Source organism: Stenotrophomonas sp. TEPEL (genome assembly GCF_004348785.1).
In the GTDB taxonomy this organism is placed as follows: domain Bacteria; phylum Pseudomonadota; class Gammaproteobacteria; order Xanthomonadales; family Xanthomonadaceae; genus Stenotrophomonas; species Stenotrophomonas indicatrix.
Window position 1 is genome coordinate 2,824,872 of record NZ_QQXJ01000001.1, and the last position, 22,729, is coordinate 2,847,600.

The 22,729-nt window shown below is 67.3% G+C and carries 16 protein-coding genes and 1 pseudogene; 5 read left to right on the top strand and 12 right to left on the bottom strand.

Features of this window, described 5'->3' with window-relative positions; genetic code table 11:
• The first annotated feature begins 302 nt into the window (after positions 1-302).
• Positions 303-581 (top strand): hypothetical protein, encoded by a 279-nt coding sequence (locus TEP_RS12860; RefSeq protein ID WP_132825522.1) that lies wholly within the window; start codon positions 303-305, stop codon positions 579-581.
• A 139-nt stretch (positions 582-720) separates the two neighbouring features.
• Here the strand turns inward: TEP_RS12860 and emrB are convergent, their stop codons facing one another.
• The 4 genes from emrB to emrR are packed head-to-tail and all read right to left on the bottom strand — an operon-like array spanning position 721 to position 5,439.
• A complete protein-coding gene (gene emrB, locus TEP_RS12865) occupies positions 721-2,307 on the bottom strand; it encodes a multidrug efflux MFS transporter permease subunit EmrB (protein WP_132825523.1) in 1,587 nt (528 codons plus the stop codon).
• Between the two features lie 8 nt (positions 2,308-2,315).
• Positions 2,316-3,494 (bottom strand): multidrug efflux MFS transporter periplasmic adaptor subunit EmrA, encoded by a 1,179-nt coding sequence (gene emrA, locus TEP_RS12870; RefSeq protein WP_132825524.1) that lies wholly within the window; start codon positions 3,492-3,494, stop codon positions 2,316-2,318.
• Between the two features lie 11 nt (positions 3,495-3,505).
• Entirely contained in the window at positions 3,506-4,999 is a 1,494-nt protein-coding gene (gene emrC, locus TEP_RS12875) for a multidrug efflux transporter outer membrane subunit EmrC (protein WP_132825525.1), read from the bottom strand.
• A complete protein-coding gene (gene emrR, locus TEP_RS12880; RefSeq protein WP_025877626.1) occupies positions 4,996-5,439 on the bottom strand; it encodes a multidrug efflux system transcriptional regulator EmrR in 444 nt (147 codons plus the stop codon). Before emrR ends, emrC begins: the two co-directional genes overlap by 4 nt.
• 145 nt (positions 5,440-5,584) lie before the next feature.
• Here emrR and TEP_RS12885 point away from each other — a divergent pair, with 145 nt between their 5' ends.
• Both TEP_RS12885 and parC read left to right on the top strand, forming a co-directional pair.
• Entirely contained in the window at positions 5,585-6,493 is a 909-nt protein-coding gene (locus TEP_RS12885; protein WP_032975809.1) for a helix-turn-helix transcriptional regulator, read from the top strand.
• Positions 6,494-6,552: 59 nt separating this feature from the next.
• The gene (gene parC, locus TEP_RS12890; RefSeq protein WP_132825526.1) at positions 6,553-8,796 is read left to right on the top strand and encodes a DNA topoisomerase IV subunit A; all 2,244 of its coding nucleotides are present in this window, start codon (positions 6,553-6,555) and stop codon (positions 8,794-8,796) included.
• A gap of 253 nt (positions 8,797-9,049) precedes the next feature.
• Here parC and bfr read toward each other — a convergent pair whose 3' ends face one another.
• Positions 9,050-9,538, bottom strand: coding sequence for a bacterioferritin (bfr, locus tag TEP_RS12895; protein WP_025877631.1), 489 nt, complete (start codon positions 9,536-9,538; stop codon positions 9,050-9,052).
• Positions 9,539-9,664: 126 nt separating this feature from the next.
• Between bfr and TEP_RS12900 the strand changes: the two are divergent.
• Positions 9,665-11,926 (top strand): annotated as a pseudogene (locus tag TEP_RS12900) (penicillin acylase family protein); the annotation flags it as partial.
• Between the two features lie 27 nt (positions 11,927-11,953).
• Here TEP_RS12900 and TEP_RS12905 read toward each other — a convergent pair.
• Together TEP_RS12905 and asnB are read right to left on the bottom strand one after the other, a co-directional pair.
• Positions 11,954-13,345, bottom strand: a complete 1,392-nt coding sequence (locus TEP_RS12905; protein ID WP_132826533.1) for a cation:proton antiporter — start codon at positions 13,343-13,345, stop codon at positions 11,954-11,956.
• 108 nt (positions 13,346-13,453) lie between these two features.
• Positions 13,454-15,145: an asparagine synthase B gene (gene asnB / locus TEP_RS12910; RefSeq protein WP_132825527.1), complete on the bottom strand. Its 1,692-nt coding sequence runs from the start codon at positions 15,143-15,145 to the stop codon at positions 13,454-13,456.
• Between the two features lie 341 nt (positions 15,146-15,486).
• Here asnB and TEP_RS12915 point away from each other — a divergent pair, with 341 nt between their 5' ends.
• The gene (locus TEP_RS12915; protein ID WP_132826534.1) at positions 15,487-16,365 is read left to right on the top strand and encodes an SEL1-like repeat protein; all 879 of its coding nucleotides are present in this window, start codon (positions 15,487-15,489) and stop codon (positions 16,363-16,365) included.
• Positions 16,366-16,560: 195 nt separating this feature from the next.
• Here the strand turns inward: TEP_RS12915 and dapE are convergent, their stop codons facing one another.
• From dapE to map, 5 genes are read right to left on the bottom strand one after another with little or no spacing between them, the layout of a single operon-like run.
• Positions 16,561-17,688, bottom strand: a complete 1,128-nt coding sequence (dapE, locus tag TEP_RS12920) for a succinyl-diaminopimelate desuccinylase (RefSeq protein ID WP_132825528.1) — start codon at positions 17,686-17,688, stop codon at positions 16,561-16,563.
• Entirely contained in the window at positions 17,685-18,050 is a 366-nt protein-coding gene (locus TEP_RS12925; protein WP_132825529.1) for an arsenate reductase, read from the bottom strand. Before TEP_RS12925 ends, dapE begins: the two co-directional genes overlap by 4 nt.
• 13 nt (positions 18,051-18,063) lie before the next feature.
• A complete protein-coding gene (gene dapD / locus TEP_RS12930) occupies positions 18,064-19,110 on the bottom strand; it encodes a 2,3,4,5-tetrahydropyridine-2,6-dicarboxylate N-succinyltransferase (protein ID WP_132825530.1) in 1,047 nt (348 codons plus the stop codon).
• Positions 19,110-21,737, bottom strand: coding sequence for a [protein-PII] uridylyltransferase (locus TEP_RS12935; RefSeq protein ID WP_132825531.1), 2,628 nt, complete (start codon positions 21,735-21,737; stop codon positions 19,110-19,112). Before TEP_RS12935 ends, dapD begins: the two co-directional genes overlap by 1 nt.
• 2 nt (positions 21,738-21,739) lie before the next feature.
• A complete protein-coding gene (map, locus tag TEP_RS12940) occupies positions 21,740-22,582 on the bottom strand; it encodes a type I methionyl aminopeptidase (protein ID WP_132825532.1) in 843 nt (280 codons plus the stop codon).
• Positions 22,583-22,729: the final 147 nt, after the last annotated feature.

A 22,729-nucleotide genomic window follows, 5' to 3' on the forward strand; every position in this document is an offset into this window, starting at 1 on the left:
CGCAAGCGGGTTTTTTCATGCCCGGCGTTCGGGACGCGGTGTTGCATGCGATTGCTGCTCGACGTGTCGTATCCGGCCCCATCTGGCGGCCGCTTGATCTTGCGATCCCCCTTCGGCACTTCGCCGCCACGCTCTGAACATCATGCGTACCCGAATTCATTTCACGCTACGCTCGGATTCGTACTTTTCCTAGCCGGAATCCACCCAATTTCCTCTTCCCCGCAGGCAGATTTACTGCTGCCGCGGGCAGACGCGACATCATGCTCTGCCGCAGCGCCCATTCCTCCTACAAAGGACGCTCCATGCAGCGCAGCATTATCTGCCCCCACTGCCACACCAACTCCAACTACGGCGTAACCGTCTGCGTGGGATGCCAGGCGGAGGTCCATTACGGCGCTCCGAAGGAAGCTCACCTGCTTGTCATCGTCGCCGCCATCATCTGCGGCGCATTTGTCGGCAGCCACGTGCAGGCCGCTGCCGGCTGGGTCACGGGGGGCGTCGTACTTGTGGCAGGAATGTGGGCTATCAGCCAGATGCTCCGCGACCGCGTGGTGTTCAAGCGCGTGTATCGCACACGCTAGGCCCGAGTCAGTCCGCTTGACCTGGATTTGCCACGGCACTCCATTTGATATTGGAAAGGCATGCCCCCGTACTACCAGCAACGCCCAAACAAAAACCCCGCCTTCCGGCGGGGTTTTGTTTTTCAGCAACAGCGATCGATCAGTGCCCGCCACCGGCGGCAGCACCCGCGCCCGCACCGAAGGGCGGCTTGGCCAGCCACAGGAACGAGATGATCGCCAGGAAGATCCAGCCCAGCAGGAAGAAGATGTCGTTGAAGCCCATCTGCGATGCCTGGTGGTTGATCATGTTGTTCAGCACCGCCGCACCATGCTGCAGGTCGCCCTGCCCCATCGCCGCCACCTGGTCCTGCATGCCCGGCTGATAGGCCGAGATGTGCTCGGTCAGGTCCGCGTGATGCACCTGCGTGCGACGTGCCCACAACCAGGTGGTCAGCGAGGCGGCGAAGCTGCCGCCCAGCGTGCGCAGGAACGTAGCCAGGCCCGAACCGGCCGCGATCTCACGACCATCCAGGTCCGACAGCAGGATCTGCAGCACCGGCATGAAGAACAGCGCTACGCCGATGCCCATGATCAGCTGCACGCCGGCGACGTGCTGGAAGTCCACCTGCAGGTTGAAACCCGAACGCAGGAAGCTGGTCATCGACAGCACCACGAACGCGATGGTGGCCAGCATGCGCATGTCGAAACGCGAAGCGTACTTGCCCACGAACGGGGTCATGATCACCGGCAGGACACCGATCGGTGCCGTCGCCAGGCCTGCCCAGATCGCGGTGTAACCCATGTCGCGCTGCAGCCACTGCGGAATCAGCAGGGCCACGCTGAAGAACGCCGCGTAGGCCACCACCATCGCCAGCGTACCGGCACGGAAGTTGCGGTGCCGGAACAGCTTCAGGTCGACGATCGGGTCCTTGTCGGTCAGCTCCCAGATCAGGAACACGGTCAGCGCCACCACGGCCACACAGGCCAGCACCACGATCTTCATCGACGAGAACCAGTCTTCGTCGTTGCCCAGGTCGAGCACCAGCTGCAATGCGCCCACGCCGATCACCAGGGTGACCAGGCCGACGTAGTCCATCTTCGGCTTTTCGACATGCTCGGGGCGACCCTTCAACTGGTTGCCCACCACCAGCGCAGCGAAGATGCCCAGCGGCACGTTGATCAGGAAGATCCATTCCCAGCTGTAGTTGTCGGTGATCCAGCCACCGAGGATCGGCCCGCAGATCGGCGCCACCACGGTGATCATCGCCAGCAGCGCCAGCGCCTGCCCGCGTTTCTCCCGTGGATAGATCGAGACCAGCAGCGACTGGGTGATCGGATACATCGGGCCGGCAACGAAGCCCTGCAGCGCACGCGACAGCACCAGCATGCCCATGCTCTGGGCCAGGCCGCACAGCAGCGAGGTGATCACGAAGGCCAGCGTGGCCCACACGAACAGCTTGCGCTCGCCGAAGCGACGGCTGAGCCAGCCGGTCAGCGGCAGCGCGATCGCGGTGCTGACCGCGAACGAGGTGATGACCCACGTCGCCTGCTGCGAACTGGCGCCAAGATTACCGGCGATGGTCGGCAGCGAGACGTTGGCGATGGTGGTGTCGAGCACCTGCATGAACGAGGCCATCGCCAGGCCCACGGTGCACAGGGCCACACTGGGTGGCAGGAATCCAGCGGCCGCACCCGGCGCCGCCGGTGCGCCCGCAGAGCCGGGCGCAGCTGGAGCTTGTGCGGACATGGCCGACCTCAGCTCGCCTTGGACTGCTGCGGCAGGTTGCCCTGGATGATCGTGTGGATCACCTCATCGGCATCGTGCAGCTGCTTGGCGTACACGTCGGTGTCGAACACCGTGCCCTTGGCTGGCGCGCTCGGCAGCACTTCGCCCTTCTGGTCGCGCAGGCTCACCTCGGCCTTCATCGACAGGCCGATGCGCAGCGGGTGTTCGGCCAGCTGCTTGGCATCGATGGCGATGCGCACAGGCACGCGCTGCACGATCTTGATCCAGTTGCCGCTGGCGTTCTGCGCCGGCAGCAGCGAGAACGCCGAGCCGGTGCCCAGGCCCAGGCTGTCGATGCGGCCCTTGTACTTGACGTCGCCGGCATACAGGTCCGACTTCAGCTCCACTTCCTGGCCCAGGCGCATGTGGCGCAGCTGGGTTTCCTTGAAGTTGGCTTCGACCCACATCTGCTCGGTCGGCACCACGGCCATCAGGGCATTGCCCGGCTGCACGCGCTGGCCGACCTGCACCGAACGACGGGCAACATAGCCGGTGACCGGCGCGACGATGCCGGCGCGGGCATTGTTGAGGAAGGCCTGGCGCAGCTGCGCGGCGGCGGCCTGCACATCCGGCTGGGTGGCGATGACGGTGTCGTCGACCAGCGCGCGGTTGCGCTCGACGGTCTCGCGCGAACCGGCCACGGCCGCTTCGGCGGCGGCCAGCTCGTCACGGGCGTGGGCCAGTTCTTCGTTGGAAATGGCGCCGGTGGCAGCCAGGTCCTTGCGGCGGGCGAAGTCGTCACGCACGCGCTTCAGGGTCACCTGGCGTGCGTTCAAGTCCGCCTGCGCACCTTCGACGCTGCGGTACAGGCCGCGGGTCTGGCGCACGGTCTTGGCCAGGTTGGCCTCGGCCTGCTGCAGGGCCACCGAGGTATCGGCCGGGTCCAGCTGCACCAGCAGCTGGCCGCGCTCCACGCGCATGCCGTCATCGGCGTTGATGGCGACCACGGTACCGGCCACCAGCGGGGTGATCTGCACCTGGTTGCCCTGCACGTAGGCGTCGTCGGTCTCTTCGAACCAACGGCCGAACATGAAGTACCACAGCGCCAGTGCCGCCAGCAGCAGCACGACGATCACGAACAGGCCGCGCAACAGCTTGCCGCGGCGGTTGGGGGCGGCGGGGGCCGCAGTGTCTTGGGTCTGGCTCATGGCAGGCATCTTCAGGAATGCGAGGAATCGGAATGGGAAGCAAGCGGAGCAGCATCAGCGTCACTGGGCCGGAAACCACCGCCGAGCGCCTTGCTCAGGCGCACCGAGGTCTGCAGCTGCTGCGACTGCAGGCCGGCCAGCTGCTGCTGCGACTGCAGCAGGGTGGACTGCGCGGTCAGCACGTCCAGGTAGCTGCCGATGCCAGCGCGATAGCGCTGCTGGGCCAGGTCGAACGCCGCGCGTGCGGTATCCACCGCCTGCTGCTGCGACTGCGCCTGCTGCGCCAGCGAGCGCACCGCGTTGACCTGGTCGGCCACGTCGCGCAGTGCATCGAGCACCGCCTGGTTGTAGTTCGCTACGGCCAGGTCGTACTGCGCATCGGTGTTGGCCAGGTTGGCGCGCAGCTTGCCGCCTTCGAAGATCGGCAGGCTCAGCGCCGGGCCGATGTAGGCGAAGCTGGAACTGCTCTGCAGCAGGTCGCCGACATTCGGTGCGACCACGCCGGCCAGCGCGGTCAGGTTGAGGCTCGGGTAGAACCGGGTCTTGGCGACCTTGATCTGCTTGTCGGCCGCTTCCACCCGCCAGCGCGCGGCGACGATGTCGGGGCGGCGGCCGAGCAGTTCACTGGGCACCACGCCCGGCAACTGCAGGGCCAGCGGGTTCAGCGCCCGCGGGCGTTCGATCGACAGGCCGCGGTCCGGGCCCTTGCCGACCAGCGCGGCCAGCGCCGTGCGCCCGGCATCGATGCGCTGCTGCGCCGCCAGCAACTGCTGCTGTGCGGCCGGCACGCGGGCTTCGGCCTGGCGCACCTGCAGGTCGCTGTCGATGCCGGCACTACGACGCTGCCGGGTCAGCTGCAGCGACTTCTGCGAGCGCGCCAGTTCTTCTTCGGCCACGTCGTTGAGCTGCCAGGCGTAGGCCAGGTCGGTATAGGCCTGTGCGATGCCGGTGGACAGGTTCAGGCGCGCGGCCTGGGCCTCGACGGTAGCGGCGTGGGCGCCATCCACGGCAGCCTCCCAGGCGGCGCGCTTGCCGCCCCAGAGGTCGATGCCGTAGCTGAAGTCGAACGCGATCTGGCTGCTGCCAGCGTAGTGGCCGCCGATTTCATCGCCAGCCATCGATTCGGGCAGGCGCAGGCCGGTGTAGCCACCGGACACGGAGAGGCTGGGCAGGCGATCGGCGCGCGCGGTGCCGACCTGCGACTGTGCCTGGCGCAGGCGCGCGTCGGCGGCGTCCAGGCTCGGATGGCCGGCCAGGCCTTCGGCGATCAGCGCATCCAGCTGCGCATCGCCCAGTGCCTTCCACCAGTCCTGGGCAGGAAAACCGGCGGCGCTCAGGTCGCTGTCGGCCAGGGTACGTTCGCTGTGCAGGCTGTCCACGTCGAGCACGTGGCCCTGCGGGTCAAGGCCACGGCTGCTTGCGCAGGCGGCCAAGGCCAGGGCCAGCGCTGAAACCAGCAGCGCGCGCCCGGAGCGGCGGAGAGTGGGATGCGGGATCGGGTTCATGGGGTTGTCAGGGAATCGCGGATTCGGGTCAGGAGGGACAGCAGCTGCGTGCGTTCGTCGGCGGACAGATCGCGCAGGGCGTAATCCATCACCGCGTCGCCGCGCAGCTTCAACCGCGCCCACAGCGCGCGGCCTTCATCGGTCAATACGATCTGCAGCGCACGCCGGTCCTGCGCATGCGGCTCGCGGCGCACGCAACCGAGCGCTTCCAGCTTGTCCAGCAAGCGGGTGACCGCGCTGGGCACCTGGTCGATGGCCTGGGCCAGCTCGTTGGCCGTGCACGGCGCCATGTTCGAGAGCACCTTCAGCCCGATGTAGTGGGTGAAGCCGATGCCGAGGTCTTCTTCGGCCATGGACGCGTCGAGCTGGCGGACCAGGCCGTCGCGCACCTGGCGCAGCAGCAGGCCGAAGCTGGGGGGAGTGGTTGCAGGACAGATCATGGGGGAGCATTCTCTTCCAAAAAAAATATTTCTCAATGGAAATATTCGATCTGGCATCGAATGCTGTGTTGCAGCAGTGGGCTGGATCAGGTGAAGGCGCCACCTTAATGGCGCTCCCAACTGGCCCGGTAGTACAATCCAGCCAATGAATGTCACATTCAAGCCACCCCCGGCCCACGTGAAGGCGGGCGAACCCGGCCCTGCCACCCTGCTGCGTGAAGAAGCACTGGACTGGTTCGAGCGCAATGACGGCCCGCCGGTCATCGCCTTCCGCTTCGACAGCCCGCAGGGGCTGGCCCGCGAAGTGGACTGGCATCACCACGTTCGCGCGCAGCTGATCTGTGTCGAACGCGGCCTGCTGACCACCCGTACCTCCCATGGCACCTGGTCGCTGGCGCCGGGTTCGGCGGGCTGGATGCCGCCGGCCGAGCCGCATACGGTCCACATCGATGGCCCCCTGCGCGGCTGGGGCATGGTGCTGGCCGCACCGCTGTGCGCCGAACTGCCCGCCGACCCATGCGTACTGGGCATCTCGCGGTTGGCGCAGGCAGTGGCCGAACGCATCTGTGACTGGCCGCAGGACTACGAAAGCACCAGCGAACGGCAGCACATCATCAACGTGCTGCTGGACGAGATACGCGCCGCGCCGCGCCAGCGCATGCACCTGCCGATGCCACGTGACCGGCGCCTGCTGAAGATCGCCTCGCAGCTGCTGGCCGACCCGGCCGACGAGCGCGGCCTGGCGCAGTGGGCGCATTGGGCCGGCCTGTCGCCGCGCAGCCTGACCCGCCATTTCCGCGACGAGACCACCCTCAGCTTCGCGCAATGGCGCCAGCAGGCGCGGTTGGCCGAGGCGCTGCGGCAGCTCAGCGAGGGCCGCAGCGTGGCCGATATCGCCCACGCACTAGGCTTCAGCAGCGCCAGCGCCTTCGTCACCGTGTTCCGGCGACACTTCGGGCTACCGCCCGGACGCTACTTGGCACGGGCCGGCCACGGCCTGGAACCGGGCCTTGACCCTGCACGCGGCTTGGCATCCCCCGCCGCATCCGGATAATCACTGGATTGAGAGCGGCGACCGCCGTCACCGCCTCCCGACATAGGTAACAACGCCGCATGACCGATCTTGCCCGTCCCGTGTTCCACGGTTTCGAACAACTGCCGCTGCGCGAGTACGCCGAACGCGCCTACCTCGACTACTCGATGTACGTGGTCCTGGATCGCGCCCTGCCGTTCATTGGCGACGGCCTGAAGCCCGTGCAGCGCCGCATCATCTATTCGATGAGCGAGCTGGGCCTGAATGCCGCGTCCAAGCCGAAGAAGTCCGCGCGCACCGTCGGTGACGTCATCGGTAAGTACCACCCGCATGGCGACAGCGCGTGCTACGAAGCGCTGGTGCTGATGGCGCAGTCCTTCTCGTACCGGTATCCGCTGATCGAAGGACAGGGCAACTTCGGTTCCAGCGACGACCCGAAGTCGTTCGCGGCGATGCGTTACACCGAATCCAAGCTGACCCCGATCGCCGAAGTACTGCTGGGCGAACTGGGCCAGGGCACCACCGACTGGGCACCGAACTTCGACGGCACCCTGCAGGAACCGACCTGGATGCCGGCACGCCTGCCGCATCTGCTGCTGAACGGCACCACCGGCATCGCCGTGGGCATGGCCACCGATGTGCCGCCGCACAACCTCAACGAGATCGTCAGCGCGCTGCTGCACCTGCTGGACGACCCGGATGCCAGCGTGCGCGACCTGTGCGAGCACGTGAAGGGTCCGGATTATCCGTCCAACGCCGAGATCATCACCCCGGCCAACGACCTGCGGAACATGTACGAGACCGGCAACGGCAGCGTGCGTGCGCGTGCCACCTACATCAAGGAAGCGCACAACGTGGTGGTCACCGCGTTGCCGTTCCAGGTGTCGCCGTCGAAGGTGATCGAGCAGATCGCCGCGCAGATGCGCGCCAAGAAGCTGCCGTGGCTGGAAGACATCCGCGATGAGTCCGACCACGCCAACCCGGTGCGCGTGGTGCTGGTGCCGCGCTCGAACCGCGTCGACGCCGAGCAGCTGATGGGCCACCTGTTCGCCACCACCGACATGGAGCGCAGCTACCGCGTCAACCTCAACGTGATCGGGCTGGACGGCCGTCCGCAGGTGAAGAACCTGAAGACGCTGCTCAGCGAATGGCTGGCGTTCCGCAGCAGCACCGTCACCCGTCGCCTGCAGCACCGCCTGCAGAAGGTCGAGCGTCGCCTGCACCTGTTGGAAGGCCTGCTGGTGGCCTTCCTCAACCTGGACGAGGTGATCCACATCATCCGTACCGAGGACGAACCGAAGGCGGCGCTGATCGCCCGCTTCGGCCTGTCCGAAGACCAGGCCGAGTACATCCTGGAAACCAAGCTGAAGCAGCTGGCCCGCCTGGAAGAAATGAAGATCCGTGGCGAGCAGGACGAGCTGGCCAAGGAGCGCGACAAGATCCTCAGCATCCTCGACAGCAAGGCCAAACTGAAGAAGCTGATCCGCGACGAGCTGCAGGCCGACGCCAAGAAGTTCGGCGACGAACGCCGCTCGCCGCTGGTGCAGCGCCAGGCCGCACAGGCCATCGACGAGACCGAGCTGGTACCGAGCGAGCCGATGACCGTAGTGCTGTCGGAGAAGGGCTGGATCCGTGCCGCCAAGGGCCACGACGTCGATGCGTCCGCCCTGTCCTACCGCGACGGCGACGCCCTGCAGGGCGCGGTGCGTGCACGCAGTACCCAGCAGGTCGCGTTCCTGGACAGCGAAGGCCGCGCCTACTCCACGCCGGTGCATACCCTGCCTTCGGCACGCGGCAACGGTGAACCGCTGACCGGCCGCTTCTCGCCGGCCGCAGGCACCAGCTTCGTGACCCTGGCCAGCGCCGAACCGGATACCCGCTTCGTGCTGGCCTCGACCCACGGCTATGGTTTCGTCACCCGTTTCGAGAACCTGATCGGTCGCAACAAGGCCGGCAAGGCGATGCTGAACCTGTCGGCGGGCTCGTCGGTACTGACCCCATCGGTGGTGGCCAACGTCGCTACCGACCGCATCGTCGCGGTGACCAGTTCGGGCAACCTGCTGGCGATCGCCGCCAACGACCTGCCGGAACTGGACAAGGGCAAGGGCAACAAGATCATCGAGATCCCCAAGGCCAAGCTCGCCACCGAACGCGTGGTCGCCATCGTGGCAATCAGCCCCGGCCAGACCCTGCAGGTCCGCAGCGGCCAGCGCACCATGGGCCTGAAGTTCAACGAGCTCGACGCCTATCTGGGCGCCCGCGCCACCCGTGGCCATCTGCTGCCGCGTGGCTGGCAGAAGGTGGAAGGGTTGTCGGTCGAATGACGGTTGGTGTCAACCTGGGTTGACACACTTTGCCCGGCGACCGGGAACCCGCCGGGCATGGCCCGGCGCTACCGGGATCGGAGCATCAGACACAAAAAAGCCGGGGCATTCCCCGGCTTCTTTGTTTGTCGGCTGGCGAGCGGTGGAGCAGCTGGCGTGCGAAGGCTGGCTGGCGGTGCTCCGGTGCTGGCGGGCGACGTTGCTTTGCGCTCCTGGTAGAGCCGGGCATGACCCGGCGCTACGACAATCGGGGTCAGTGCGCCGGGGCGCCGCTGCCGTCGATCTTGCTCAGCTGGTACAGCTCCAGGCCGATGCGCTTGATCAGGCCCAGCTGCTGCTCCAGCCACCAGGCGTGGTCTTCCTCGGTGTCCTTCAACTGCGCCAGCAGCATGTCGCGGCTCACGTAGTCGCCCTTCTCCTCGCACAGCTTCATGCCAGCGGCGAGGTTGTTGCGCACCGCGTATTCGGTGTCCAGGTCCTTGCGCAGCATCTCCTCCACGGTCTTGCCGGGCTCGGTGGCATGCGGGCGCATGTCCGGGTCGCCGCCCAGGAACAGGATCCGGCGCAGCAGCGCGTCGGCATGCTGGGTCTCTTCCTCCATCTCGTGGTTCAGGCGTTCGTACAGCGCGAACAGGCCCTGGTCCTCGTAGCGGCGGGAGTGGATGAAGTACTGGTCGCGGGCGGCGAGTTCGCCGCGCAGCAGTTCCTTCAGGCAGGCGATGACGTCCGGGTTGCCTTTCATGGGGGGGAGCTCCTGTGAATCGATGGCGTCCATGGTGCCCCATCTGCAGATACGGTGATCTAATCGGAATCAGTCGCAGTTGCGCCTGCGGCTACAATCGGCCGACCTGCTCGGAAAGGACCTGCAATGCGTCGTACGTGGCGGTGGATTCTGGGTGTGCTGGTGGCAATCGTGCTGCTCGCGGTGCTGGTCCTGTGGTTGCTGCTGCGCGGCAGCCTGGCCGAACTGGAAGGCGAGCGCCCGTTGCCCGGGCTGACCACCAAGGTCACCGTGGAGCGCGATGCGCTGGGGGTGGTCACCATCACCGCCGGCAACAAGGCTGATGCCCTGCGGGCGCTCGGCCGTGTTCACGCGCAGGAACGTTATTTCGAAATGGACCTGATGCGGCGCAGTGCCGCAGGTGAACTGTCCGCCCTGTTCGGGGCGAAGGCGATCGAAGCCGACAAGCGCATGCGCGTACACCGCCTGCGCGCGCGCACCGAGGCCCATCTGCAGGACGCACTGGGCAGCGACCCTGCCGCCGTGCGCGCCTACGTGGACGGGGTCAACCAGGGCTTGGGCAGCCTGGCGGTGCGGCCATGGGCCTATCTGCTGCTGCGGCAGGCGCCCCAACCCTGGCGGGCCAGCGACAGCGTGCTGGCAGGCCTGGCCATGTACGCCGACCTGCAGGACCCCAGCAACCAGTCTGAACTCGCCCTGGATCGCATCCGCGCGGTGGTGCCACCGGCACTGTATGCGCTGCTGGCGCACGACGGCAGCGAGTGGGATGCGCCGCTGGCCGGCGCTGCCCGTGGCAACGCCCCCCTGCCTGATGCCAGCCAGCTGGACCTGCGCGCGCTGAAGGCCGCGACCGGCGCGGCTGCCGAGGATGCCGACGCGGTCGGCAGCAACAATTTCGCCGTTGCCGGCGCGCTGACCGCCGATGGCCGTGCGATCGTCGCCGACGACATGCATCTGGGCCTGCGCGCGCCCAGCCTGTGGTTCCGTGTGCGCCTGCGCTACCCCGATCCACAGGCTGCGGGTGGCCGGGTCGACGTCAGCGGATTCTCGCTGCCGGGCGTTCCGGCGGTGATTGTCGGCAGCAATGGCCACGTGGCCTGGGGCTTCACCAACAGCTACATCGACACTGCCGACTTCCGCACCGAGCCAGCGGACGCTGCAGTGACCGTGCATGAGGAACGGATCGTCGTGGCCGGCGGCACCGACGTACGTTTTCCGGTACGCGAAACCGCGTGGGGGCCGATCCTGCACACCCACGCCGATGGCAGCGGCGACGCCCTGCGCTGGGTCGCGCAGTTGCCGGGCGCAGTGCGCATGGACTTCGCCGACATGGCACGCGCCGCCGATCTGGACCAGGCCTTGCAGATTACCGACCACGCCGGCATTCCCGCGCAGAACCTGGTGATCGGCGACCGCAGCGGGCGTATCGCGTGGCGCCTGATCGGCGCGCGGCCTGACCGTGGCCCGGGCTGCGCGCCACTGGGTTTCAATGAAACTCATGGCAACCAGGACTGCGCGCCCTGGCCGATCCGCAGCGACGCCGCACCGAGCCTGATCGATCCGCCCAGCCATCGGCTGTGGACCGCCAACAGCCGCGTGGTGGACGAAGCGACCCTGGTCACCGTCGGCAACGGCGGCTACGACCTCGGCGCACGCGGCCGACAGATCCGCGATCTGCTGGCCACGCAGGAACGCTTCGACGAGCACGACCTGCTGGCGATCCAGCTCGACGACCGCGCGGTGTTCCTGCAGCGCTGGTGGGTGCTGCTGCAGGAGGTGATCGTGCACAGCGACGATCCGGCACTGAAGCGGTTGAGACCGGTCAGTGACCATTGGGACGGGCGCGCCGCGATCAATTCGACCAGCTATCGGGTGGTGCGCGAGTTCCGCACACAGGTACTGGATACGTTGACCGATGCGCTGCTGGCACCGGCCCGGGCGCCGCTGGGCGAGGATTTCCTGGCACCGCGCCTGGCGCAGCTGGAAGGCGTGGCCTGGCCGATGCTGCAGCAGCGCCCGGCCAACCTGCTGCCGCCCGCCTACACGAGCTGGGATGCACTGCTGGCCGATGCGGCGCGCCGTACCGAAGCGGAGTTGTCCGCGCAGGGGCCGCTGGCGCACCGCAGCTGGGGCGAGCGCAATACCGCAGCGATCTGCCATCCAGTCGCGCGCGCCCTGCCCGCCTTTGCCAGTCGCTGGTTGTGCATGCCGGCCGATCCCCTGCCCGGCGACCGTGACATGCCGCGTGTACAGACGCCGTCCTTCGGTGCCTCGCAGCGGATGGTGGTCTCGCCCGGCCACGAGGCCGACGGCATCGTGCACATGCCGGGTGGGCAGAGCGGCCATCCGCTGTCGCCGTACTGGGGCGCCGGACATGAGGACTGGCTTTTCCTGTGGAAAAGGGATCTGACCCCATTAATGGAGGCGGCGGCGCTCGATCAGGTTCAACAGCGGCCCGGTCATCGCGGTCGTCACCAGTGCCATGATCACCAGCACCGCAAACAGGCGGTCGCCCAGCAGGCCCAGCTCGTAGCCGAGGTTGAGCACGATCAGCTCCATCAACCCGCGGGTATTCATCAGCGCGCCCAACCGCCACGCTTCGCGCGAGTCCATGCCGGTACTGCGCGCCGCACTCCAGGTGCCCAGCAGCTTGCCCACCGTGGCCACGGCGATCACCACCCCGCACAACGCGATGTCACTGGTCTGCAACGCGTCGGCGCGCATGCGCAGGCCGGTCATGGCGAAGAACAGCGGCAGCAGCAGCGTCACCGCGAACGGTTCGACCCTGGCCACCAGCAGGTGGCGCAGCTGCGCGTTGGACGACACCGCCACGCCTGCGGCGAAGGCGCCGAACAGCGCATGGATACCGAGCACTTCGGTGACCAGCGCACTGGCCAGCGACAGCAGCAGGATGCCCAGCAGCCAACGCCCTTCGCGACCGGGCGCGATGGTCTGGCGGGCGAACCACGGCTTCACCAGGCCCAGCATCAACGCGATGAACGCCACCACGCACAGCAGGTTGAGGCTGGCCGGCAACCAGCCGGTGGCCTGCGCTGCCGCCACGATCAACGCCAGCAGGCACCACGCGGTCGCATCGCCCAGCGCCGCGCAGGCGATGGCGGTCTGCCCCAGCGGGGTGTGGGTGATGCCGCGATCAGCGAGGATGCGCAGCAGCACTGGGAAAGCGGTGATGCTCATCGAAATGCCGACGAACAGCGCGAACGCGGTAAAGCTCACGCCCTGCGGGCCATGCTGCGGGTACAGCCAGATGGCCAGTGCCACACCAAGCACGAACGGCACCGCGATGCCGGCGTGGCTGACGGTGAAGGCGAAGCGACGACGCCCACGCAGCGCGCCCAGATCAAGTTCGGCGCCGGCCACCAGCAGGAACATCAGCACGCCCAGCTGGCTGAGCATGCCCAGCGGCCCGAGCGAAGCGGCCGGGAACAGCGCACCGTGCACCTGCGGCAGCAGGCTGCCCAGCAACAGCGGCCCCATCATCAGGCCGGCGGCCATTTCGCCGATCACGGCCGGCTGGCCGAAACGCTTCAACAGCGCGCCGGCGCCCTTGGCCACCAGCAGCAGCACCAGCAGCTGCAGCAGGAACAGGCCGAGCGGTGAAGCCAGGTGATGTGCCCAGTCACTGCCAACCACGGCTTCGGCCTTGCTTGCCGCCGTCGGCAGCCCGGGGCCCGCATAGCGCGCCAGCAGCAGGCCGACCAGCAGCGGCACGCCGGCCCACACCAGATAGCGCAAAGCCCACTTCGTCGGCCTCACGGGACCTCCGGTCTGTACGTCCATGAACATTCCCCAATGTGCAGGGGGCTGATGATACGTCCCTCGCCGCCCATGCGCTGCAGGGCTCGCCGGGCATGGCCCGGCGCTACCCGAGTGGCCGCCGCTCGGCGCGGCCGATCAGGCCAGGGCCTGCTCGTGCACGCCGGCGATGGCGCGACCCGACGGGTCGGCGGCGGCGGCGAAGCTGGCATCCCAGGCGATCGCTGCCGGCGAGGAACAGGCGATCGACTTGCCGCCGGGCACGGTTTCAGCCGCCGCATGGCTGGGGAAGAACTGCTCGAACAGGTGACGGTAGTAGTACGCCTCCTTGGTCTGCGGCGGGTTGTGCGGGAAGCGCTTGTCGGCCGCAGCCAACACGCGGTCGCTGACCTGTGCTTCGGCGTGGGCCTTCAGGCCATCGATCCAGCCGTAGCCGACGCCATCGCTGAACTGCTCCTTCTGCCGCCACAGGATGCTGTCCGGCAGGTAGCCCTGGAAGGCTTCGCGCAGTACCGCCTTCTCGATGCGGCGACCACCAAAACCGGCGCCGACCATCTTGTGCGCGGCATCGAATCGCATCGCCACGTCGAGGAACTCGCGGTCCAGGAACGGCACGCGCGGCTCCACGCCCCAGGCCATCATCGACTTGTTGGCGCGCAGGCAATCGTAGTTGTGCAGGGCATCGAGCTTGCGCACCAGTTCCTGGTGGAATTCGCGCGCGTCCGGTGCCTTGTGGAAGTACAGATAGCCGCCGAAGATCTCGTCGCTGCCTTCGCCGGACAGCACCATCTTCACCCCCATCGCCTTGATCCGGCGCGCCAGCAGGAACATCGGCGTGGAGGCGCGGATGGTGGTGACGTCGTAGGTTTCAATATGGCGGATCACCTCCGGCAGCACGTCCAGCCCTTCTTCGAAGGTGTATTCGAAGCCGTGGTGGACCGTGCCCAGTGCTTCGGCGGCCACCGCAGCAGCGGCCAGATCCGGCGAGCCCTTCAGGCCGATGGCGAACGAATGCAGGCGCGGCCACCATGCTTCGCTCTGCCCGCCATCTTCGATGCGACGACGCGCATAACGTGCTGCCACGGCGGCAACCAGCGACGAATCCAGCCCGCCCGACAGCAGCACGCCGTACGGCACGTCACTCATCAACTGGCGTTCGACCGCATGTTCGAAGGCCTGGCGCAGCTCGGCCAGATCGGCCTGGCGGCCCTGCACGTCGTCGTACGCGCGCCACGGCTGCTGGTAGTAGCGCACCAGCTCACCGCTGGCGCTGTCGTAGTAGTGGCCGGGCGGGAACTGGGCGACGTCGGCGCAGGTATCGACCAACGCCTTCATTTCAGAGGCGACGCGCAACCGCCCCTGCGCATCATGGCCCCAGTACAGCGGCACCACGCCGACCGGGTCGCGCGCGATCAGCACACGACCTGCACTGCGATCCCACAAAGCGAAAGCGAAGATGCCGTTGAGCTGCTCCAGCCACTGCGCCGGCGACCCGCCCTGGCGATACAGCGCGTTGATCACCTCGCAGTCCGAGCCGGTCTGGAAGGCATAGGCCTGGGCAAGTCCGGCCTTGAGCTGCTGGTGGTTGTAGATCTCACCGTTGACCGCCAGCGCCAGCTGCCCGTCTTCGGACAGCAGCGGCTGCGAGCCGCCTGCCGGATCGACGATCGCCAGGCGCTCGTGCACCAGCAGCGCGCCTTCGTCCAGGTACACGCCGCTCCAGTCCGGGCCACGATGACGCTGGCGCTGCGACAGCTCCAGCGCATGGCGGCGCAGGGAAGGAAGATCGTCACCGGCCTGCAGGCCGAAAATACCGAAGATCGAACACATGGGTGGAACTCCTGTTGTGGGGAAGTACACGGGGGGAAGGTGTTCGACCGGCCAACCAGGCCCGGGTGGGGCTGCGCCCGGGCACAAAAAAACCCGCATCGGCCGATGCGGGTTTTCTGGTGTCCGGGCGTATGTTGCTGTCTATCTACCCAGAGCGCAGTCCCGCATCGGCCGCGCACGATTATTCGCACGCAGATTATTGCGGTTGCTGTTGTTGACGGCGGTGGCCAGGCGGATCGACATGGCATCGACCCTACCCCGCTTTCCGGCACGGCGCAACCGTTGCGTTGGCAACCACTGCGCAGAGCGCATAATGGCCCGCCGTGAAACGTGCAATGGCAATGCAACACCGCAATGGACGCAACGCGGCTCTGGCCGCCCTGATCTGCCTGGGCTTGGCCGCCTGCCAGACCCTGCCCCCACCCTCGCCCCTTCCGCCGGCTCAGCAGCAGAGCCTGGAACAACGCGGAACCGACGGCAGCTTCGAGGGGGCCTTTGATACCGCGGAAACCTTCGAGCGCTTCAACGATCCGCGCGCCATCGCCTATTACGAGCGTGCCGCAGCGGTCACCCCCTGGACCTTCCACAACACCAAGGCGGAAGAAGCCCTGGGCCGGATCTGGATCTCCGGCACGCTGCGGTATGCCGACAGCCCCCACATCAACCCTGCGCCGGTGCTGCGCACGTCCTGGCGGCGTGGCGAACGCGCCCATCTGGCGGCGGCCTACCACGGCAATCCCTATGCGTTCCACGAACTCGCCAAGGCCTATCGCCAGCGTGGCGACGCGCAACAGGCGCTGCGCTGGGACCTGCGCGGAATGATCTACCAGCGCTACCCGAGTTCATCGTCGCGACTGCCGGATGCGGTGGCCGCGCAGGGCGACAGCGTGCATCCGCTGGTGGCGCAGATCCAGCGTCGCGCCGAGCGCGGCGATGCCGAAGCGCAGGTGGACCTGGGCGCGCTGCTGGAGAAGGGCGTGGGACTGCCGCGCGATCCGGCGCGTGCGCTGCAGCTGTACCAGCGCGCCGGCGAGAAGGGCAATGTGTTCGGCCAGTACTTCGCGGGCCTGCTGCTGGGCCGCGGTGCGCCGGGCGTGGAGAAGGACACCGACGCTGCTGCGGCCTGGTTTGCCAAGGCGGAAGCACAGCAGTTCTACATGGCGGCGCCGAGCTACTGGCGCGAAGCGATCAAGCCGCCGTTCTTCAATTTTTCGGAGTGACGCGCGCCGCTGCGCTCGCCGGGCATGGCCCGGCGCCACGCTCACCCCGGTAGCGCCGGGCCATGCCCGGCGAGGCGGATCACACCAGCATCCGCACGCTCANCCTGGTAGCGCCGGGCCATGCCCGGCGACGCGCATCACACCAGCATCCGCACGCTCACCCCGGTAGCGCCGGGCCATGCCCGGCGAGGCGGATCACACCAGCAACCGCTCCACCAGTCGCTGGTACAGCCCCGGCAGTGCTTCCAGCTCGTCCACGCGCACGTTCTCATCCACCTGGTGGATGCTGGCGTTGACAGGGCCGACTTCGATGCACTGCGCGCCCAGGGGTGCGATGAAGCGCGCATCGGAGGTGCCACCACCGGTGCTCTCTTCCGGTGCGCGACCGGTGTGCTCGGCCAGCACCGCGCGCGCCGCTGCACGCAACGTGCCTTCGGGGGTGTAGAACGGCTCGCCACTGCGGTGCCACTTCAGCGTGTACTGCAGATCATGGCGGTCCAGCAGCGCAGTGATTTCCGCTTCCAGCTTCGCTGCATCCCAGTGCGGGTTGTAGCGGATGTTGAAATCCACCTCCAGCTCACCGGGAATCACGTTGTTGGCACCGGTGCCGGCATGGATGTTGGAGATCTGCAGGCTGGTCGACGGGAAGCTCTCATAGCCCTCGTCCCAGCGCCGTGCGCTCAGTTCGGCCAGCATCGGCGCGGCAAGATGAATCGGATTGCGCGCCTTGTCCGGGTAGGCCACGTGGCCCTGCACGCCCTGCACGCGCAGCTTGGCCGACAGGCTGCCGCGACGTCCCACGCGCAGCAGGTCACCCAGCGTGGCGGTGGAGGATGGCTCGCCGGTGATGCACCAGTCGATGCGCTGGCCACGCTCGGCGAACAGCCGCGCGACATGGCGCACACCATCGATCGCATCGCCTTCCTCATCGCTGGTCAGCAGCACCGCCAGCGTGCCGGTGTGCTGCGGATGGGCCGCAACGAACTGTTCGGCAGCGATCACGAACGCGGCCACGCTGCCTTTCATGTCGGCGGTGCCGCGACCGTACAGCACGCCATCGCGGATCTGTGGCGCGAACGGATCGCTCTGCCACGCCTCGCGCGGGCCCGGCGGCACCACGTCGGTATGGCCCAGCAGGACCAGCACCGGCGCGCCGCTGCCGTGCGTGGCCCACAGGTTGTCGACCTCGCCCAGCCGCAGGTGCTCACAGGTAAAACCGGCCGCCTGCAGACGTTCCGCAACCAGCGCCTGGCAACCGGCATCGTCCGGGGTCACCGACGGCCGAGCAATCAGATCGCAGGCCAAGTCGAGGACGGCGCTCACGCGCCGCCCACGCCGAAGCGCGCCTTGAAGCCGTTGTCGCTGAAACCCTGGCTGACCCTGCCGTCGGCAGTCACCACCAGCGGCCGCTTGATCAACTGCGGGTACTCGCGCAGCAGCAGCTTCCACTCCGCCTCCGAATCGGCGGCCTTGCGGTTGTCCGGCAGCTGCCGCCAGGTGGTGGAGGACCGGTTGACCATCGCTGCCAGGCCACCCAGCTGGGCAGCCCATTCCAGCAGCGTTTCCGGGCTGGGTTTGTTGTCGCGGTAGTCGACGAAGGTGTACGGCACGCCGAAGCGGTCCAGCCACTTGGTCGCCTTCTTGCAGGTATCGCAGTTCTTCAGACCATGGACGGTGGTGCTCATGCGTGCGGCCCCGTCAGTCGGCCAGGCCGCGCAGCAGGTCGTTGACGCTGGTCTTGCTGCGGGTGCGGGCATCGACCTGCTTGACGATCACCGCGCAGTACAGCGAGTGCGTACCGTCCTTGCTCGGCAGCGAGCCGGACACCACCACGCTGTACGGCGGAATGTAGCCGTAGCTGATTTCGCCGGTGGCGCGGTTGTAGATGCGGGTGCTCTGGCTGAGGAACACGCCCATGCCGATCACGCTGTGATGGCCGACGACCACGCCCTCCACCACTTCCGAACGCGCCCCGATGAAGCAATGGTCTTCAATGATGGTCGGGCTGGCCTGCAGCGGCTCGAGCACGCCGCCGATGCCGGCACCACCGGACAGGTGGCAGTGCTGGCCGATCTGCGCGCAGGAACCGACGGTGGCCCAGGTGTCGACCATGGTGCCTTCGCCGACGTAGGCGCCGATGTTGGTGAAGCTCGGCATCAGCACCACGTCCTTGCCGAAATACGTGCCGCGACGGGCGATCGCACCCGGCACCACGCGCACGCCGCCACGGCGGAACTTGGCCTCGTCATAGCCGGCAAAGCGCGATTCGACCTTGTCCCAGAACGGTGCCGGCCGTGCGTCGACCACGGCCATGTCGTTGACGCGGAAATACAGCAGCACCGCCTTCTTCAGCCATTCGTTGACCTTCCAGCCACCATGGCCATCGGGTTCGGCGACGCGGAACTCGCCGCTTTCCAGGCCGTCGATCACGCGGTTGACCAGCGGCCGGGTCGAGCCTTCCAGTTCATGCAGGGTCAGCGTGGCGCGGCGCTCGAAAGCGCTTTCGATGCCGAACTTCAATTCTTCCACGCCCGGCCCGGCCGGCTTGCGCAGCGACTTGCGTGCAATGTTTTCGGCGCGCGCAGCTTCTGCGGTCTTGGCCGGGGCCTTCTTCACCGCAGCCTTCTTCACCGCAGTCTTCTTCGGCGCGGCAGTCTTCTTCGCAACCGGCTCAGCGGCAGTGGTCTTTCTGGCTGCTGCGCTCTTGGCAGTCGCGGCAGTCTTCTTTGCAGGCTTGGTGGCCATCAGGCGGGGTCTCCGGCGTTTCGATCAGGGTCCAGGCAGGCCAGCATTGCGTCATGCAGCTGCTGCCGGGCGGATTCAGTCAGGGGGAGGTCGTGTTCGTCACTGATCACGAAGGTGTCTTCGGCGCGTTCGCCGAATGTGGCAATGCGCGCGTCCTGCACGCGCAGTCCCTGGTTGCGCAGCACAAACGCCACGTCGGCCAGCAGGCCGGGGCGGTCGGGCGCGACCAGGGCAAAACGGGTCGCACCGGGTTCATCGCGGAACTCGATGCGCGGGGCGAAACGGAAGTGGCGCAGCTGGCGTGGCACCACCCGTCGCGAGGGACGCAGCCGCGCCAGGTCACCACTGAGCGCCTCGCGCAGGGCCGCTTCCAGGTTGGCGCTGCTGCCATCGGCAAACGTGTCGGCCGGGCTCACTTCAAAATTATCGAAAATCGTGTCTGCCGGACCATCCAGCACGCGCGCGCGGTGGATGCCATAGCCCTTGCGGTCCAGGGTCATCACGATCGCGGCGAACAGGCCGTCACGGTCCGGCGAATGCACGAACACTTCCAGCGCCGGGTCGTCGACGCTGATCCGGCGAACCTTCACCAGCGTCTGGCCCTGCTTGATCGGTATCAGCGCGGCAGCCTGCCATGCCAGCTGTTCCGGGCGCAGGCGGATGAAGCCTTCGTCGGGCATCACCGCGAACTGGCGATCGATGGTGGCATCGTCGTAGCCCTGCTCGCGCACCAGTGCACGCACGCTGTCGCGCGCTTCGGCCACGCGCTCGGCGGCCGGCACCGGATGCTCCAGGCCCTCGCGCAGCGCGCGGCGGGTAGCGAAGTACAGATCGGCCAGCAACCGGTCCTTCCACGCGTTCCACAGCTTCGGGCTGGTCCCGGCGATGTCGGCGCAGGTCAGCAGATAGAGGTAATCCAAGCGGTCGCGGCTGCCGACCAGGGTCGCGAAGCGATGGATCACGTCCGCATCGGCGATGTCCTGCTTCTGCGCGGTCACCGACATCCGCAGGTGCTGTTCGACCAGCCAGGCCACCAGTTCGGTATCCGAACCACTCAGCCCCTGCGCGTGGCAGAACGCCCGTGCATCGACCGCGCCCAGTTCGGAATGATCGCCGCCGCGGCCTTTGGCGATGTCGTGGAACAGGCCGGCCAGCAGCAGCAGTTCCGGCTTGCGCAGGCGCGGCCAGACTTCGTGGGCGATCGAGAAACGTTCATCGGCCCGACTGCTGGCAAACAGCCCCATGTTGCGCAGGACCATCAGCGTGTGCTGGTCGACGGTGTAGACATGGAACAGGTCGAACTGCATGCGTCCGCTGACCTGGGCGAATGCGGGAATCCACTGCCCGAGCACGCCCAGCCGCGCCATGCGCGAAAGCGTGTCGACCGGGCGCTGGCCACGCAGCAGGGCCATGAACTGTTCGCGCGCATCAGCGTCTGCCTGGTCATAGGCAGGCAGCAACGGCAGCGATTCGGCCAGCGCGCGCGCGGTCAACGAATGCAGGCCACGGATCTGCGGATTGTTCGCCCAGCTGGCGAACAGCGCGAAGACCTGGCCTATGTCAGCATTCGGCCAGTCGGCATCGTTGGCCGCCAGGTAGCCACGGCGCAGCGCGAACCCCACCGTCAGCGGCTCGGGCTGTGCCTCGCCATCGAACTGTTCCTCGAAACGCTGCAGCAGACGATCACTGATCCGCCGCACCACCGAAGCGGCGCGGTAGAAGCCCTGCATCATCTTCTCGACGCCCAGGCTCTCGGCGTCGTCTTCAAAGCCCAGGCGCGCGGCCAGGGTCTTCTGGTAATCGAAGCGCAGGCGCTCTTCCGGGCGTCGCGCCACCAGATGCAGGCCGAAGCGCAGTCGCGCCAGCACCGCACGTTCGCGCTTCAGCGCCGCAGCCTCGTCAGCGCCCAGGTGGCCCAGGCCGACCAGCGCTTCCAGATCGCGCACGCCAAACGCACGCAGCGCCATCCAGCCCAGCGTGTTCAGATCGCGCAGGCCGCCGGGGCCATCCTTCAGGTCCGGCTCCAGGTTGTCGGCGGTATCGCCGAAACGCTGGTGGCGGTTGCGCAGTTCCTCCAGCTTGGCCAGGAAGAACGCACGCGGCGGCCACAGTTCGCGGTCATCCACCGCGGCACGCAGCGCACGCCGCGCCGCCTCATCGGCCATCAGCGGGCGCGCTTCGATCAACGCCGTCAGCACGGTCTGGTCCGTTGCAGCCTCGCTGCACTGCCCGCCCGAACGCACCGCATGACTGACCGCCAGGCCGCAATCCCACAGCAGCGCGAACAGGCGCGCGAGCGCCTCCTCATGGCCCAGCTGCGCCTGCGGATCGCCGAACACCAGCAGGTCGATGTCCGAGCGCGGGAACAGTTCACCGCGCCCATAGCCTCCGACCGCAAACAGCGACAGGCCACTGTCGGTCGGCAGGCAACGCTGCCACGCATGGCGGATCAGGTGATCGGCCGCGCGCGCGCGCAATGCCAGCAGGCGCTCGATGTTGTCACCCTGGTCGAAGCGGCGGTACAGGCGCGTATCGGCCTGCTGCAGCGCATCGCGCGCGGCAGCAGCCCAGTCCGGGTCGTTGAGCGACGCGGCCGGCGTGTCCAGCAGCGAACTCGCCGGCAGCATCGTCAGGAGACCTGCGACTCGCCCGGCGACAGGGTCAACACGTCCACGCCGGTCTCGGTGACGGCGATCATGTGCTCCCACTGTGCCGACAGCTTGCGGTCCTTGGTCACCACGGTCCAGCCATCGGGCAGCACCTTGTTGTAGCGGGTGCCCTCGTTGATCATCGGCTCGATGGTGAAGGTCATGCCGGGCTGCAGCACCAGGCCCTGGCCCGGACGGCCGTAATGCACCACCTGCGGCTCATCGTGGTAGACCTTGCCGATGCCGTGGCCGCAGTACTCGCGCACCACGCTGAAACGCTCGCCTTCGGCATAGCTCTGGATCGCATGGCCGATGTCGCCCAGGGTGGCGCCCGGGCGCACCGCACGGATGCCGCGCCACATCGCTTCATAGGTGGTGTCGACCAGGCGCTTGGCCATCACCGACGGGGTGCCGACGAAGTACATGCGGCTGGTGTCGCCATGCCAGCCGTCCTTGATGACGGTGACGTCGATGTTGATGATGTCGCCATCCTTGAGGACCTTCCCTTCGCTGGGAATGCCGTGGCAGATGACATTGTTGACCGAGGTGCAAACGGTCTTGGGGAAGCCGCGGTAGCCGACGTTGGCCGGAATGGCGCCCTGCACGTTCACGATGTGGTCGTGGCAGATGCGGTCCAGTTCCTCGGTCGTGACACCGGGCTTGACGTGGGGGGTGACGATGTCGAGCACTTCGCTGGCCAGGCGGCCGGCGATGCGCATCATCTCGATTTCCTGCGGGGTTTTGATATTCACGCTCATGGCGGCCATTATCGCCGATCCGGCCGCAATCTGAACGAACGCCACCCAACTGGCGGTACGGGCCATGCACGGATCCGGCAAGGAAGGTGAAAGCGTGATGAGCCGCACCCTTTCGATCGTCTGATTCTCACGGAATACAGACACTTGCGGTGCCTACGCTGGCCCCGCCGTCCTCAAATCGGCGCCAAACGTGCCGACTTCGCGCTGTTCAAC

Coding starts and splice junctions, on each gene's coding strand:
- TEP_RS12860 (WP_132825522.1), top strand. CDS start 303: ATGCAGCGCAGCATTATCTGCCCCCACTGCCACACCAACTCCAACTAC.
- emrB (WP_132825523.1), bottom strand. CDS start 2,307: ATGTCCGCACAAGCTCCAGCTGCGCCCGGCTCTGCGGGCGCACCGGCG.
- emrA (WP_132825524.1), bottom strand. CDS start 3,494: ATGAGCCAGACCCAAGACACTGCGGCCCCCGCCGCCCCCAACCGCCGC.
- emrC (WP_132825525.1), bottom strand. CDS start 4,999: ATGAACCCGATCCCGCATCCCACTCTCCGCCGCTCCGGGCGCGCGCTG.
- emrR (WP_025877626.1), bottom strand. CDS start 5,439: ATGATCTGTCCTGCAACCACTCCCCCCAGCTTCGGCCTGCTGCTGCGC.
- TEP_RS12885 (WP_032975809.1), top strand. CDS start 5,585: ATGAATGTCACATTCAAGCCACCCCCGGCCCACGTGAAGGCGGGCGAA.
- parC (WP_132825526.1), top strand. CDS start 6,553: ATGACCGATCTTGCCCGTCCCGTGTTCCACGGTTTCGAACAACTGCCG.
- bfr (WP_025877631.1), bottom strand. CDS start 9,538: ATGAAAGGCAACCCGGACGTCATCGCCTGCCTGAAGGAACTGCTGCGC.
- TEP_RS12905 (WP_132826533.1), bottom strand. CDS start 13,345: ATGTTCATGGACGTACAGACCGGAGGTCCCGTGAGGCCGACGAAGTGG.
- asnB (WP_132825527.1), bottom strand. CDS start 15,145: ATGTGTTCGATCTTCGGTATTTTCGGCCTGCAGGCCGGTGACGATCTT.
- TEP_RS12915 (WP_132826534.1), top strand. CDS start 15,487: ATGCAACACCGCAATGGACGCAACGCGGCTCTGGCCGCCCTGATCTGC.
- TEP_RS12925 (WP_132825529.1), bottom strand. CDS start 18,050: ATGAGCACCACCGTCCATGGTCTGAAGAACTGCGATACCTGCAAGAAG.
- dapD (WP_132825530.1), bottom strand. CDS start 19,110: ATGGCCACCAAGCCTGCAAAGAAGACTGCCGCGACTGCCAAGAGCGCA.
- TEP_RS12935 (WP_132825531.1), bottom strand. CDS start 21,737: ATGCTGCCGGCGAGTTCGCTGCTGGACACGCCGGCCGCGTCGCTCAAC.
- map (WP_132825532.1), bottom strand. CDS start 22,582: ATGGCCCGTACCGCCAGTTGGGTGGCGTTCGTTCAGATTGCGGCCGGA.